The 14,143-nt window shown below is 43.5% G+C and carries 14 protein-coding genes; 7 read left to right on the top strand and 7 right to left on the bottom strand.

Annotated features, from left to right (window positions below):
• Positions 1-131 precede the first annotated feature (131 nt).
• The 4 genes from hpsN (at position 132) to QT984_RS21110 (ending at position 3,028) form a co-directional block, all read left to right on the top strand.
• On the top strand, positions 132-1,118 hold the full coding sequence (gene hpsN, locus QT984_RS21095; protein ID WP_333056847.1) for a hormogonium polysaccharide biosynthesis glycosyltransferase HpsN: 987 nt from the start codon (positions 132-134) through the stop codon (positions 1,116-1,118).
• A 175-nt stretch (positions 1,119-1,293) separates the two neighbouring features.
• A complete protein-coding gene (gene hpsO / locus QT984_RS21100) occupies positions 1,294-2,463 on the top strand; it encodes a hormogonium polysaccharide biosynthesis glycosyltransferase HpsO (RefSeq protein ID WP_333274243.1) in 1,170 nt (389 codons plus the stop codon).
• Positions 2,464-2,504: 41 nt separating this feature from the next.
• Entirely contained in the window at positions 2,505-2,852 is a 348-nt protein-coding gene (locus QT984_RS21105; protein ID WP_333056849.1) for a hypothetical protein, read from the top strand.
• Positions 2,849-3,028 (top strand): hypothetical protein, encoded by a 180-nt coding sequence (locus QT984_RS21110; RefSeq protein ID WP_333056850.1) that lies wholly within the window; start codon positions 2,849-2,851, stop codon positions 3,026-3,028. Before QT984_RS21105 ends, QT984_RS21110 begins: the two co-directional genes overlap by 4 nt.
• A 155-nt stretch (positions 3,029-3,183) precedes the next feature.
• Here QT984_RS21110 and QT984_RS21115 read toward each other — a convergent pair whose 3' ends face one another.
• Both QT984_RS21115 and QT984_RS21120 read right to left on the bottom strand, forming a co-directional pair.
• The gene (locus tag QT984_RS21115; RefSeq protein WP_333233884.1) at positions 3,184-3,816 is read right to left on the bottom strand and encodes an RloB family protein; all 633 of its coding nucleotides are present in this window, start codon (positions 3,814-3,816) and stop codon (positions 3,184-3,186) included.
• A complete protein-coding gene (locus tag QT984_RS21120; protein ID WP_333374891.1) occupies positions 3,809-5,185 on the bottom strand; it encodes an ATP-binding protein in 1,377 nt (458 codons plus the stop codon). Before QT984_RS21120 ends, QT984_RS21115 begins: the two co-directional genes overlap by 8 nt.
• A gap of 12 nt (positions 5,186-5,197) precedes the next feature.
• Here QT984_RS21120 and hpsP point away from each other — a divergent pair, with 12 nt between their 5' ends.
• The gene (gene hpsP / locus QT984_RS21125) at positions 5,198-6,376 is read left to right on the top strand and encodes a hormogonium polysaccharide biosynthesis glycosyltransferase HpsP (protein WP_333233883.1); all 1,179 of its coding nucleotides are present in this window, start codon (positions 5,198-5,200) and stop codon (positions 6,374-6,376) included.
• A gap of 96 nt (positions 6,377-6,472) precedes the next feature.
• Here the strand turns inward: hpsP and QT984_RS21130 are convergent, their stop codons facing one another.
• From QT984_RS21130 to QT984_RS21140, 3 genes are all read right to left on the bottom strand, one after another.
• Positions 6,473-7,033 (bottom strand): TerD family protein, encoded by a 561-nt coding sequence (locus QT984_RS21130; protein WP_333056854.1) that lies wholly within the window; start codon positions 7,031-7,033, stop codon positions 6,473-6,475.
• A 233-nt stretch (positions 7,034-7,266) separates the two neighbouring features.
• Positions 7,267-7,692: a DUF4359 domain-containing protein gene (locus tag QT984_RS21135; RefSeq protein ID WP_333056855.1), complete on the bottom strand. Its 426-nt coding sequence runs from the start codon at positions 7,690-7,692 to the stop codon at positions 7,267-7,269.
• Positions 7,693-8,044: 352 nt separating this feature from the next.
• The gene (locus QT984_RS21140) at positions 8,045-9,010 is read right to left on the bottom strand and encodes a M48 family metallopeptidase (protein ID WP_333056905.1); all 966 of its coding nucleotides are present in this window, start codon (positions 9,008-9,010) and stop codon (positions 8,045-8,047) included.
• A 226-nt stretch (positions 9,011-9,236) separates the two neighbouring features.
• Between QT984_RS21140 and QT984_RS21145 the strand changes: the two genes are divergently transcribed.
• Positions 9,237-9,788 carry an acireductone dioxygenase gene (locus tag QT984_RS21145; protein WP_333056857.1) on the top strand — a complete coding sequence of 184 codons (552 nt, stop codon included), beginning with the start codon at positions 9,237-9,239 and terminating at the stop codon, positions 9,786-9,788.
• Positions 9,789-10,001: 213 nt separating this feature from the next.
• Here the strand turns inward: QT984_RS21145 and QT984_RS21150 are convergent, their stop codons facing one another.
• Positions 10,002-11,621, bottom strand: coding sequence for an NAD(P)/FAD-dependent oxidoreductase (locus tag QT984_RS21150; protein ID WP_333374879.1), 1,620 nt, complete (start codon positions 11,619-11,621; stop codon positions 10,002-10,004).
• Positions 11,622-11,851: 230 nt separating this feature from the next.
• Here QT984_RS21150 and QT984_RS21155 point away from each other — a divergent pair, with 230 nt between their 5' ends.
• On the top strand, positions 11,852-12,457 hold the full coding sequence (locus QT984_RS21155) for a chorismate lyase (protein ID WP_333340450.1): 606 nt from the start codon (positions 11,852-11,854) through the stop codon (positions 12,455-12,457).
• Between the two features lie 312 nt (positions 12,458-12,769).
• Here QT984_RS21155 and QT984_RS21160 read toward each other — a convergent pair whose 3' ends face one another.
• Positions 12,770-14,068: a cytochrome P450 gene (locus QT984_RS21160; protein ID WP_333056860.1), complete on the bottom strand. Its 1,299-nt coding sequence runs from the start codon at positions 14,066-14,068 to the stop codon at positions 12,770-12,772.
• Positions 14,069-14,143: the final 75 nt, after the last annotated feature.

A 14,143-nucleotide genomic window follows, 5' to 3' on the forward strand; every position in this document is an offset into this window, starting at 1 on the left:
TTCAAAATTCAGAAATCAAAATTTCTAACTATTAATTTCGATTTTTAATCAACTTCTCCAAAAATAACGAGTGGGGTAGGCAGGATGCCTACCCTTAACTTTATTTTCACTCAATTGTGTGATGATGATTGATGATGATTTCTGTTGTTATACCTACCTACAACCGCGAGCAACCTCTGCGAGAGACATTGGCTGATGCGATTGGGCAAAATTACCCAAATTTTGAAGTGCTAGTAATCGATCAAACTCGCACCCACGAATTGGAAACTCAAGTTTATTTAGAGGAATTGTCAAATGCTGGCAAAATTCGCTGGTTTCGGGTAGATTGGGCGAGTTTGCCTGGTGCTCGAAATTATGCAGTGCGACGCGCAGTTGGAGAGATTATTTTATTTATTGATGATGATGTACAATTGCCAGATGGTTTTTTGGCTGCTCACGCTGACAATTATTTAGAAAAACCCGATGTGGGATGTGTGGCGGGCAGGGTTTTTGACAGAATGAAACTGGATAATTCTGGAGGCGATTTGGCGATCGAATATTTGCCCTCAGAAGCGATGGATGCGGGCATTGCCTGGTATTTTATCGATTTGGTGCATACAGTCAAACCGCAGCAGGTGCTCTCGGCTAGAGGCTGCAATATGTCATTTCGCCGGCAGGTTTTTGCCGAATGGGGGCTGAGGTTTGATGAGCGGTTTGCAGGGAGTGCGGTGCGGGAGGAGTCGGATTTTTGTTTGAGATTGCGATCGACTGGCATGAAAATTTGGTACGATCCCAATGCCTGTTTAGTTCACTTGGGGGAAGAGATCGGGGGCTGTCACGATGTCAGCACGCGATCGATCGAGTATCAAGTCACATTTTATCACAACCATTTCCTCATGGGATTGAAAAATTTAACAGCCTTTCAATGCCTGCGATTTTTTGCCAAACTCTTTGACTGCCACGTTTTGGGAAATCCACCTTGTTATAAAAGCACCTCGCCCCTTAAAATTATAACTAGATTTGCTTTTTATATCCTGGGTTTTCTCAGTGCTATAAATACACTAATTCAATCTCTGTGGAATGATGGACAAAGTTATAGCCATCAAGACAAGATTAACGAGAATACCAATTTAATGTGAAGTTGCATCTATTTCGAGCCCCCTAAATCCCCCTTAATAAGGGGAGTAGGGGTTGACTTTGACCAAGCTCTTGTCCCCCCCTTATTAAGGGGGGTTAGGGGGGATCAGATTCTATGCAGCCTCATATAAAATTGGTAGAAATAATTACCTATTCTCCATTCGCCTTTCCCAATAAATGAGAATTCTCGTGGCTAGTCACACCTATATTGTGGACATTAATCGGGAAAAATTCAAGATATTAGCCAACCTAGAACCCGATATTGAAGTAACAGTTGTAGTGCCGCAGCGTTGGAAACCGGGAGGCGTACAAAATAAAATTATAGAAACGCAATTTTATCAAAAAGGCTCATTTAAAGTAGTCCCCGTCTCCAACTTTAGTCAAAATAATCAAGGCTTGCTAACTTTTGGTACAGATTTAATTGAAGTTCTGCAGAAAATTAAACCGCAGATAATTCAAGTTGAACAAGGTTCAAAATCTATTGCTTGCGCTCAGTTGATTCTACTAAACAAACTGCTCAAAATGCAAGCCAAAAATATATTATTTACTTGGTGGAATTTGCCTTATCAATTGAATTGGCCGATTTCAGTCTTAGAAAATTACAATCTTCAGCACACCGACGGAATTATTGCAGGCAACCTAGATGGAGCTAAAATTTTGCGGCAGCGGGGCTATCAAGGTGCGGTAAAAGTAATGCCACAACTCGGAGTAGATGAAACTTTGTTTCGCCGCACTGGTAAAGACGCTGATTTATCGCGCAGGTTCGGTATTAAACCGACCGATTTTGTGGTAGGATTTGTAGGGCGATTTGTCGAAGAAAAAGGATTGTTGACTTTAGCTGAAGCCTTGGCAGGGTTGAAAAAAAGCTCTTGGAAGTGGCTGTTAGTTGGACAAGGAAAATTGCGGACGCACCTCGCCGAAAAATGTATTGAATGGGGAATCAGCGACAGAATAATTTGGGTAGAAAGCGTTTCCCACGAAGAAATCCCCCCCTACATTAACTTAATGAACTGTTTGGTATTGCCTTCGCAAACCAGCTATAAATTCAAAACTTTGACCACTGTGGGCTGGAAAGAACAATTCGGTCACGTTTTAATTGAAGCGATGGCTTGTCACATTCCGGTTATTGGTTCCGACTGCGGGGAAATTCCCCACGTCATCGGCGATGCGGGGTTATTATTCCCAGAAGGAAATGCAGGGGTTTTGCGAGAGTGTTTGCAGAAATTGATGGAGCGGCGGGACTTGGCGGCCGATTTGGGCGATCGGGGTTATCATAGAGCGATGAGCAATTATACTAATCAAGCTTTAGCTGAGCAGTTATTGGAATTCTACAAAGAATTGTTGTAACTTTTAGCTATAATGCAAGTGTTAAATAAAAACTGTAGTAAATGTCTATTCCTCCCGACATACGCTCTTTGATTAACGAACTCTACCAGGTATTAGACGATAGCGAGCGCCAAGCAACGCAGGGACTTTTTGCACTTAGAAGAGCCATGTCTCTTTTTCCCCAGAATGAAATACTGATGCAATACTTTTCTTCCATCACCAATTTTCAATTCAACGTAGCAGGTACTCGCTTACAAGCAGAGCACATTGTGGGCAATGTATTGATGGCTGGTGTGCCCGATGAAGATGTTCAAAAAGCAGGAGATTATTTAGCAGCCTTGCTAAAGATGGCTCCCGAATCGAGAATTATGATTGACAAAGTAGTGGAGAGATTAGAAGCATTGCCATGAAACAATTACCAGATGAAAGCCTACTCCAGGAAATCCTGGAAATTGTGAAAGCTGCGGAAGCCAAAGCCAGTGAAATGTATGAATTTTCCAAGACAATGGCTCACAATACCCAAATTACAGCCACAAAAAGAGAGGAAGCTGAACAGCTAGACGGGCAGCCTTTTGCAGATAGATAATTAAATTTGTAATGGGAAATGTTGGTATGTGGATTTAAATAACTATCCCTGATGCGGATTCTCCAAATTATCCCCTCAATTTCTCTCGTCTACGAAAGTTGCAGGGCTTACGCATGGGGCGGCTAGAAACCCGGTTTCTACGACTTTCTCCCTCATCAATCAGGAATAAAACTGTTAAGTTCTTCGACTAGCAAATGTACTGTTGTTGAAGGATTGTCCGTTTCAGGGTTGGGGCGATCGTATTCCTGTAAAAGCCGTTTTGCGTGTTTAATTGCATCCTGCTGTCTGTCTTTTAGTTCCTCATAAATCGTCTCGCTGTTTTTCTTATACTCGTGTCCCAATAACTTGGTTAGCATATTTTGATAATCCTGGCGAGAAATTCCCGTATTATAAAAATGGAAGTGCAGCAAATACCACAATTCAAAAGCATCATTTGAATAAGCTACGTCAATGCCGTTATTTCTTGCAAGAGTTATGGCTGAATTAAAATTTTGCGAGTCGTTAGGATTTTTAGGGTTTTTATCGCGATCGAACACGCACCAAAATCGGTCTTTTTCGTCGGATTCTGTGTCGTTTTTTAACTCAATAGCTTTTTCTACTAAACTCTTCGTATTTTTTCCTTCTCCTTTGATATCCAGCTTAATTACATTTGTGTCTACCGGGAAACTTCTAAAATAGTTGGGTTCTGTTTTCTCACCTTCGCACACGATTAAAAACCATCTTCTAGTTTTAACCTTTCTATTGTAGTAATCAATATTTGTTCTTCTAGACGAACTTTTTTTATTCATGAAGTTCACCTATTAGTTCTTTAAAATTACCAATAAAAGGGATAGCGCCATACTTGCCGATAATGTAATCGCGCTCGAATGAGGCATCTTTTCCGACTTTATACTCTACCAAAGAGTACAAATCAGTAGCGCCTTTGTTGTCTTTTTCGGTAAACCATATTTGATCTTTGCGAAAACTTTTACTACTGAGCAAGTTTGTGTCGTGTGTAGTGAATATAAGCTGTGCGTTGTGCGGATTGGTCTCGTTAGAATTGAATAAACAGATTAATTCGCGAGTAATTAGCGGATGAAGTCTGGCATCAAGTTCATCAATTAATAAAATTTTTCCTGTTCTTAAAGTATCCAGGAGAATGCCTGCTAATGCAAATAGTTTGTTGGTTCCCTCAGATTCATGCTTTTCGATATCGAATGATTCGATCGAAGTTCGCTTACCGTCAGCATCATATTTCGGGTGAAGTGTTTTCACGGTTGGTTTGCTGTCAGAATTAAGATATAAACTACCGCCGTAGGATGTAGCATATAATGGCTTATTATTGGAAATAATAAATACAGGTTGATTTGTGATTTGGATATCAGCAATACCCAAGTCTAATTTTTTGATGAATTCAATAATATCATGCCGGTGGCGATCGTTCTCAAAAGACTCTAAAGTTTCCTTGCGGTATTGCCTATCTTGCAAGCCTGATATCAATTGCAAAGTTTTACTGAACCACAGCAATATTTTACCAGAAATTTTACCATTAAATTGTGCGACTACAGAAAGAAATAAAGCATTACGTCGGGTTTTATCGATAATTCCTTGTCCCTCTGGGAAATCATCTAATATATAATTATCAAAATCCCGTTCAAAAAGCATTTTTTCTTGACTGTCATCAGCTTGAAATAGCCACTCAGAAACAACTTCCCGCGCGTTCACATCAAAACCGTACCTAAAAGTTTTGTCTTCTAGTAGAAAAACGATTTCAAAGAAAGACGGCTCTTTTTCTGTCTCCGTACTTAGCCTGAATGCTTCAATATCGATCGCGTCTGAAACTTGCGTTTCTTTGGATGAGTTTAGGACAAACCATTTCATAAAGTTAATAGCAGCAACAATGTTGCTCTTACCACTGGCGTTAGCTCCATAAATAGCAGCACTTTTGAGTAAGCTTAACTTATCATTAATTTGGAATACATTATTTTCATCCAGCTCTTTGTCTTCCTCAGTAATTGACGAGGCTACCATGCTGAGGGTGACAGTTTCTTTAAAAGATTTGTAGTTGCCGACGCTGAATCCAATCAGCATAACTTGCCTCCGATAGCCTAAATTAGTATAACGTGCAAATTTTGCAATTTTTTCTATGATAACACAACCAGCTACCTCAGCTAACACCAAGTGCTAACCATGCGGATTCTCCAAATTATCCCCTCAATTTCCCTCGTCTACGGCGGGCCAAGTCAAATGGTACTCGGACTTTCTGCAGCCCTGGCTTCTCGAGGTATTGATGTCACAATTATCACCACAGATTCTAACGGAGATATCGGTCAAATTCCCTTAGATGTTCCTCTGAATGAACCAATACAACAAAACGGCTATCAGATTATTTATTTCCGCTGTTATCCCTGGCGCAGATATAAATTTTCTCTCTCGTTATTGCAGTGGTTAAATGAAAACGCGCGACAATTTGACCTCGCCCACATTCACGCTCTTTTTTCGCCAGTAACTACCTTTGCGGCCACAATTGCTAGATATCACAAGTTGCCATATATTATGCGTCCCTGCGGTATGCTTGACCCTGCCGATTTGCAGAAAAAAAAGCGCTTGAAACAGATTTATGCAGCAGTTTTAGAACGCCCTAATTTAGCAGGGGCAGCCGCAATTCATTTCACAAGTAAAGAAGAGGCTAAAATCTCAGAAAGATTTGGTTTGGGTAGCACAGGCAAGATGCCTGTGCCACGGGATTTGGTGATTCCATTGGGGGTGACAGCAGGTTTGTTTCCTAAGAGATTGCGGGAATCTGAAGTGCCAATTATCTTATTTATGTCGCGGATTGAACCTAAAAAAGGGCTTGATTTGTTAATTCCAGCATTAGAAAGTATTTTGGCATTGGGCATAGAGTTTCACTTTATTTTAGCTGGATCAAATCCCCAAGATGCTGAGTATGAAACACAAATTAAAGTACAAATTCAGAATTCAAGCTTAGCAAAATACACAACAATAACTGGCTTTGTGAGCGGTGATTTAAAAGTTGAACTATTGACAAAAGCCGACTTATTTGTATTGCCTTCTTATTACGAAAACTTTGGCATTGCTGTAGCAGAAGCAATGACCGCGGGTGTACCTGTCGCCATTTCCGATCGCATACATATTGCGGAAGACATACAGCAAGCAGAAGCTGGTTGGGTAGAACCTTTGGAAATAGGGGCGATCGCCCATTCAATCAAATCAGCACTTCTCAATCCACAGGAACGTCAACGCCGGGGATTGAACGGCCAAGAGTACGCAAGAAAGCATTATAACTGGGAGGCGATCGCCCAACAAACTATCGATGCTTACCAGCAAATTTTGTCATCTATTAACTAATGCAACAGCCGTTTACCTTTTACTTTTTCTCCTGCTGCGAGTTCTTGTGCTGCTGCTATCAGAATATGCAGGCGAGATTTTTTCATCGCTGCTATTTTAGCTGCAATACTTATCAACAAAACTCTGCAATCCTGCCTGATATCCTGCTCCTACAGCCTGAAATCTCCACTCTCCATTCTTTCTATACAAACGACCAAATTCTACAGCAGTCTCTCGCGAAAAATTCTCTTTTAATTCATACCGAACAAGTTCGCTTCCCGTATCCAAATTGGTAATTTTGATAAAAGCATTTTTGATATTGCTAAAATTTGCCTTAATTTTATCTGCTTCGTGAATAGTGACCACAAAAGTTATTTCCTCAATTTCAAGATTAACTCTTTCTAAGATAACGCCGTAAATAGTCTTATTTTCTTGACTTCGGTTGTTTTTTTCAGGAATCGATTGCAGTAACGAACTGTCATACGATTGCAGATTATTGTAAAAGATAAAATATTTATCGTTAGGTATTTTGCCGTCAGCACCTAGCATAAACGCCGAGACATCAATATCGTAGCTTTGTCCTGCCTCTGTCACCTGCCAACCGAGGGCGATCGCCATTTTTTTTATACCGGGCGCTTCTTTAGAAATATTAAATCTCTCACCCTTACTTAATTGCATTGCCATCTGCTTATTTGTTAAACATCAAACTTTATAGCGTTAATGTTAATATTAAGTGGGACAATAACTTTTCTTCTTTAAGAAAACTTAATATTTGGTCTCTAATAGTTGGCATCATTAAAAATATGTGCTATTGCTCTCCGAATTTATTGAGATTTACTGAGAGAGAATTACGTAAGCAAAAACCGGGCTTTCTAAAAAACCCGGTTTCGGCAATTGAACTTAATTTGACTCTACTTTTGAGCATTTTCTGAACTAGGTGGCAGCGTCACAAAATTACCAAAAGCTCCAACCGTTTGATAGCTTTTTTTGCCCAGTTCAGTTGTATAAATGCTGACAACGCCTAAATTCTGACGCTGCGTTGTATTGTCGAGCAAGCTTTCGATCGTGCCCCGCTGCGAAGTCAGTAAATTCTTGCAACTGCCGATCAAAGTATCTGTAATGCCGCCCAAAGCTTTCGGCACGCGAGAATCTTTGCACACAGTGTTTTCCAACTCGGTTTGGAGTACGCCGGAAGCATAAGTTAGGTATTGATCTCTCGCAGGATTTGTAAATGCCATGCCGGCGGCTAGAAGAGTAAGGGCGATCGCGACTTTTCCCACATTGCCGAAAAAATTAGAAGTTGGTTTGTTAGTATTCATTGCGTTATCAATATTCATTTTTTTTAGCCCCGTTGATTTATAAGCTTCTCTTGATTTAAACTACACCTCCTCAGAAACAGATTTCCGAAAGGAGGGGACAGTTTTTAGATTGGAGGCCAGTTGCGAGTAAGGAATGAGAATTAAATAACTTCCACTCTTGAAAGTGGGATGGGCGTCCCGCCCATCCGTTTTGGACGGGCGGGACGCCCATCCCACAATAACAATTAAAATTGTAAGTTATTTAATTCGCGATCCTAAGTCTCTCACTGGTTTACCTTCCTTTTACGTTTCCCCCTCCCTCAAATCCGGTAAATCTTCCACAAAACATTAGCTTGTCCCCAGGCTCTGCCTGGGGACGAGGAATTTAAACTTAGTTTCGCTTTGATTTTTGCCGATCGATCTCCCGCTGCAACTCTTCAATCTGACGGCGCAAAGCCTCCGTCTCGCTGTTAGGCGCTTGGGACTTGACATCAACCGCACCCTCAGCTACAGCCCGCTTGTAGTTCCCCAGCTTAATTTGGCGGTATTCCTCGGAACTTGCCCAGTCTCGCAAATACCGCAGGCGTTCCACGGGGAAAGGGTGACTCAGCATCACGCCCTGACCGCCGTTGTAAAGTAAAAACTTATACACTTGGTTGAGATTGTCTCGATCGAGCTCTTGATAGTTGTCAGACTGGCGGATAAATTCTTGCAAACTGCATTGGTCAGCATATTTACTGCTAACTCCCGCAAGTTTCATCATCGTCTTCATCACACTGTTCAAGTCATCCGTTACCAACAAAGCCGCCCGGTCTCCCGACAATTCAGCCTTGCGGCGCCACTCGTAAAAAGCGAAAATTAAACCGCTACCGACCATATTTCCCAGCCCGAAAGTCATCTCCCCAATTGTCGATGCGACGCTCATCGCCCACATCGCCATTTGATTTAAAGTTGGATGACCGCATTTAATGTGTCCCAACTCGTGAGCCAAGACTACCCGCAGTTCCGCCTCGTCCAACAAGTCTAAAAGACCAGTGTTTAATACTACATAAGGTTGGTTTTTTCCCAGGGCATAGCTGTTAACTGAGGGATTCTGAGAAACAAACAAACCCGGTTCTGGAAAAACATCTAAAGCCTGCACGCACTCCCGAAATATATGATAAATGCTGGCATATTGGCGAGGCCCGACTTGAATGCTATTTCCCATTAGGTAAACGAATTGCGGTCGTTCGTAGACAAATTCTACAAATTTGCCGGCAATTAAGTCAAATCCAGGCACGCTGCGTAACGCTTCCTCAGCTTGGCGATCGAGGGGATGCTGAAATGCTTCGCTAGAAATTCCCGTATAAGTAGGCATAGTTGTTGCAAAAGTTACATTTAAGATATCAGTAATGCCATCGCTGCTGGTGCTAGCTAGCGCCTGACTTATCAATGTTATCGCGACAAATATTGAACTGTTGTGGAACAGGGCGGAAAGCCTGTTCAAATTAGCGTTAAAATTGTGAATCTGGTACAGGCGCGATCGACAAACATCTTTCACAGTGCCTGTGTATCGCCTCACCCAAAAATTGGAACGTGCAAAAATGGCTATCCTGCAACTCGAAAACGGTACAACCTACACTCAACAAAGCGACATTACCCGAGAACTCGCTTCCTTAAACATTCAACTCAACCGCTGGCCCGTGGGTGACAGCGCTGAAATTCAAAATTTGTTAGCTAAAGATGCTCTTGACGACAATCAAAAAGAGCAAGTGTTGCAAGCCCTCGACAGTTACTTTCAACAGTTGTCGGAAAGTGCAGGCTATCAGGATCGCGACTTAATTGTACTGCACCCAGACATTCCCAACCTCGACACCTTGCTGTCCAAATTCAACAAGTGCCACATCCACGCCGATGATGAAGTCCGCTATATCGTAGCAGGGGAAGGCATTTTCGGCTTCGTCCGGCCCGACGGCAGCCAAGTCGAACTCACAGTGCAGCCAGAAGAATTTATCAACGTGCCGGCGAATACAGAACACTGGTTTTATTTGACAGCATCCCGGAAAATTAAAGCGGTTCGCTATTTTACCACCAAAGAAGGCTGGACGCCGGAGTATACCGATACGGAAATTCGATCGCGTTTAGCTGCTGTTTGAACTGAGATGTTGCACCATTCTCAATAAGCTTTTTATGAACAGGCTTTCCGGCCTGTTCCACAAAGAGTGAATTTTATTGTGGAACAGGCCGGAAAGCCTGTTCTTGAGAATGATGCAAGATGTGAGTTTCGATGCGTAAGTCCCGCAGTTGACGGTTGACAGTTGACGGTTGACGGCAATCTTCAAATCATCTAAAAATCCTCAAATCCCGCATCAAACTTTGTGATTTACAGATCGCAATATGCTCAAAGCAACCGCCTCCGCCACCTTAATCCCATCAATCCCCGCCGACAGGATTCCACCCGCATATCCTGCACCTTCCCCAGCAGGATAAAGGCCTTCTGTATTCAAACTCTGATAATCTTCCCTGCGTTTAATCCGAATTGGTGAAGAAGTGCGCGTTTCCACCCCAGTCAAAACCGCCTCATCCATCGCAAATCCTTTAATCTGTTTGTCAAAAGCCGGAAGTGCTTCGCGGATAGCTGCGATCGCATAATCTGGCAAACTTTCGCTCAAATCAGTCATCACAACTCCCGGCGTATAAGACGGCTGCACACTGCCTAGCGCCGTGGAAGGGCGATTCGCCAAAAAATCACCCACAAGCTGCCCAGGGGCGTTGTAAGTGCCACCTCCTAACTCAAATGCCCGTTCTTCTAGGCGACGTTGAAACTCAATTCCTGCTAAGGGATGACCCGGATAATCCTCCGGCGTGATACCCACCACAATCCCGCTGTTAGCATTGCGTTCATTGCGAGAATATTGACTCATCCCATTAGTAACCAGTCGCCCCGGTTCTGACGCAGCCGCCACTACCAAACCACCGGGACACATACAGAAACTATATACAGAACGATTGTTTTGGCAATGGTGAACCAGTTTGTAATCTGCGGCACCCAAAAGCTTATGGCCCGCCCGATCGCCAAAACGACAGCGATCGATGATACTTTGGGGATGTTCGACCCGAAAACCAATGGAAAAAGGTTTAGGTTCGATGTAAACCCCGCGCGAAAACAACATTTCAAAAGTATCGCGGGCGCTGTGTCCCACCGCCAGAACTATATAATTACTAGCAATATATTCTCCACTCGCGAGGGTAAGTCCCTGCACTTTTCCATTTTCGATGTGGATATCTTCTACACGAGTTTGAAACCTAATTTCTCCGCCTAATGATTCAATTTGGGCGCGAATACTTTGGACAATTCCCACCAGTTTGAACGTGCCAATATGCGGTTTATTAATATATACAATTTCTGGTGAAGCTCCCGCATTCACAAGTTCTGTCAGCACCTTGCGTCCATAATGCTGAGGATCTTTAACTTGGCTGTAGAGTTTGCCATCGGAAAAAGTACCCGCACCACCTTCGCCAAACTGGGCGTTAGATTCGGGGTTAAATTCTGCTTTTTTCTTCCAAAATCCAAAGGTGTCTACTGTGCGATCGCGCACTGCTTTTCCGCGTTCTAAAAGGATAGGGCGAAACCCCATTTGTGCCAGCATCAGACCCGCAAACATACCGCACGGCCCTGTACCAATCACAATGGGGCGAATCGTCAAATTGCTAGGGGCTTGCGCTACATAGCGATAACTCGTGTCTGGTGTTACCATCACATGAGGATCTTTTTTGAAGCGCGCCAAAAGTTGCTTTTCCTGTGTCGTCTCTACATCCACAATATAGACAAGGAGGATTTCTGCTTTTTTACGAGCATCGTAGCTGCGCTTGAAGATGGAATAGCCGAGCAATTCTTCGGGGGGAATTTGCAGCTTTTTGAGGATTGCACTGGCGATCGCATCTTGAGGATGATCTAGGGGGAGTTTTATTTCGGTTATTCTTAACATATAGCAGAGGGAAGTTCGGCAACGGATTATATAACGGATGTCACGGATGTCACGGATGTCAGGAAGAAGGAAGAAGGAAGAAGGAAGAATAAAAATCCCGAACAGAAGTATTATAACTATTTCACTGGACATCCTATGGGCGATCGTCCTCGGTCGAGCAATTTTTGATTTTTGAGTGGATAATTGAAGAAGCGTTATAATAAACAAAAAATTAAGTTTTGTAAAGACCCTTGACTGCAACATTTACACCCAAAAACAGCCGCACCTGGCACGCTCTCAACCCCCTCTGGCAAGGAGCCGAAGACGCAGTACAGAAGGGTTTGCCCCACACCAAGCTCGCACCGGCATGGCAAATACTGCTCCTAGGCGACGGTTCCCCCACCCGTCACCTGCAACTGCTGACAGGGGAACCCACAGAAGTTGATGTCATCGATATGTCTTTAGTGGGTGAAGACGCAGACGGCGCGCCCCAGCAACTTGTCGCCGTTCCGGGGCCGCGCCTGCGCCGCCAAGTGTGGCTGCGGACTGCTTCGGGACAGCGCTTGGCCTATGCGACTTCTTGGTGGGAAGCGAGTCATGTAGACGAATATTTGCAAAATAAATCTTTGCCAATTTGGGCTAGTTTAGCGAGGCTGCGGACAGAATTGTATCGCGATGTGCAGGGCATTTATTGCGGTGATTCGGTGGCTTTGGAGTCAGCTTTTGAACAGTCGGGGCCTTTTTGGGGGCGACACTATTTGTTTTGGCATCACGGGAAGCCATTGACTCTGATTTATGAGGTTTTTTCTCCTTATTTAACTAAGTATTTGGGGCCGATGCAATTGGATGTTGATTGAGACTGAGATATTGCACCATTATCAAGAACAGGCTTTCCGGCCTGTTCCACAAGAAAATTCACTCTTTGTGGAACAGGCATCTTGCCTGTTCATAAAAAGCTTATTGAGAATGGTGCAAGATATCAATCTCAACTGAAATGTTGCACCATTCTCAATAAGGCTTTCAGGGCGGGCTAGAAGCCCAACCCCTACTCCCCACAAGAAAATTCACCCGATTATGGAACAGGCATCTTGTGGCTTTCAGGGCGTTGCTCAGAGCAACCCCCCACAAGAAAATTTACCCGATTGTGGAACAGGCCGAAAAGCCTGTTCTTAAGAATAGTTCCGACGAAATTTTACTTGCAAACCGTCGCCGGGATGCGGAGTCGGTACTCTGATTAAATTCAAATCTTGATCCGGTAAAAGTTCCCATTCAAACTCCCGAACAATCTTTGCCGCAAACAACTTCATCTCTAACCGGGCAAATTCTTTGCCCAAACATTCTCGCAAACCGCCGCCAAAGGGTACGTAGCTGAACGGTTTAGGCGATCGATCCGAGCTAAATCGATCGGGGTCGAATCGATCGGGTTCGGGATAAACTGCGCTATCCTGATGCGTCTGATTGATTTGATAAAGTACCATCCAACCCTTGGGAATTTCGTAGCCACCGAACTCGCAATCATTAATTACCTGCCGAAAACCGCCTCCCACTGGTGGAACCAACCGCAGCACTTCTCGCATAACCTGCTCTAAATAAGTCATTTGTTTGAGTTCTTCCAAGGTTAGCGGTTCAGTTGCGGGGAACTGCTGCTGTTCGGCCCGTACTTTTGCCATCACATCGGGATTTTGAGCCAGGAGAAGGCAAAAAGAGGCGATCGCCGAAGTTAAAGTTTCGTGTCCCGCAAACAGCAGCAACAGCACTTGATCTTTTAACTCCTCCAAACTCAAACTATTTCCCTCTTCATCGCGGGCCGAAATCAGCAAACTCAAAGCATCATTGCCGCTAGGGGTTCCTTGCTGGCGATCTATAATAATCTTTTCAAGTTCTGCCAACAGCAGCTTTCGGCACTTTTTCGCCTTGCCAAACTGACTCCAAGGCACATCTAAAGGAATCGAAAATAAACCATTGCACCACGTTTCAAAATAATGTCCTAGCGCCGTTTCCGAACCATTATCAATCCCTACTAACAACTTACCCGCAACATCAAAAGTATAATTTCTCAGTTCGGGATACCAAGTCAGCGTTTCCATTTTTGCCCATTTTTCCAAATAGCGCTGAGTGATATCTTCCATCGCGCCGATGTAGCCTGCTAAAGCTCGCGACCCAAACGCTTGGTACAGCAACTTGCGCCGATTTTGGTGGTTAGCACCCGTTTGCAACGCCAAAGAAAGCGGCCCTAAAAGCGCTTTCGTGCTGGCAGGCCAAGTCACAGCAAAATATTGGTTTTCATTGCTTAAAACAAACAAATTAGCCTCTTGGCCACACACAAACACGGTAGGCTGTCCGAAAATGCTGGTTTTGAAAAGGGGCCCGTACTGCTGGTGGCGTTTTTTGGCAAATTGGGAATCTTGCAAAAAGTTGATAGTATCGCCAATTAGGGGTAAACCAAAACTGCCGGGAGGTAATGCCATTTTAGATTTTAGATTTTAGATTTTAGATTTTTAATATCATATCAATTTTAGTTGGAGGGTGGGCAATACGCAGCA

This window comes from Microcoleus sp. Z1_B2 (assembly GCF_036700325.1).
Classification (GTDB): domain Bacteria; phylum Cyanobacteriota; class Cyanobacteriia; order Cyanobacteriales; family Microcoleaceae; genus Microcoleus.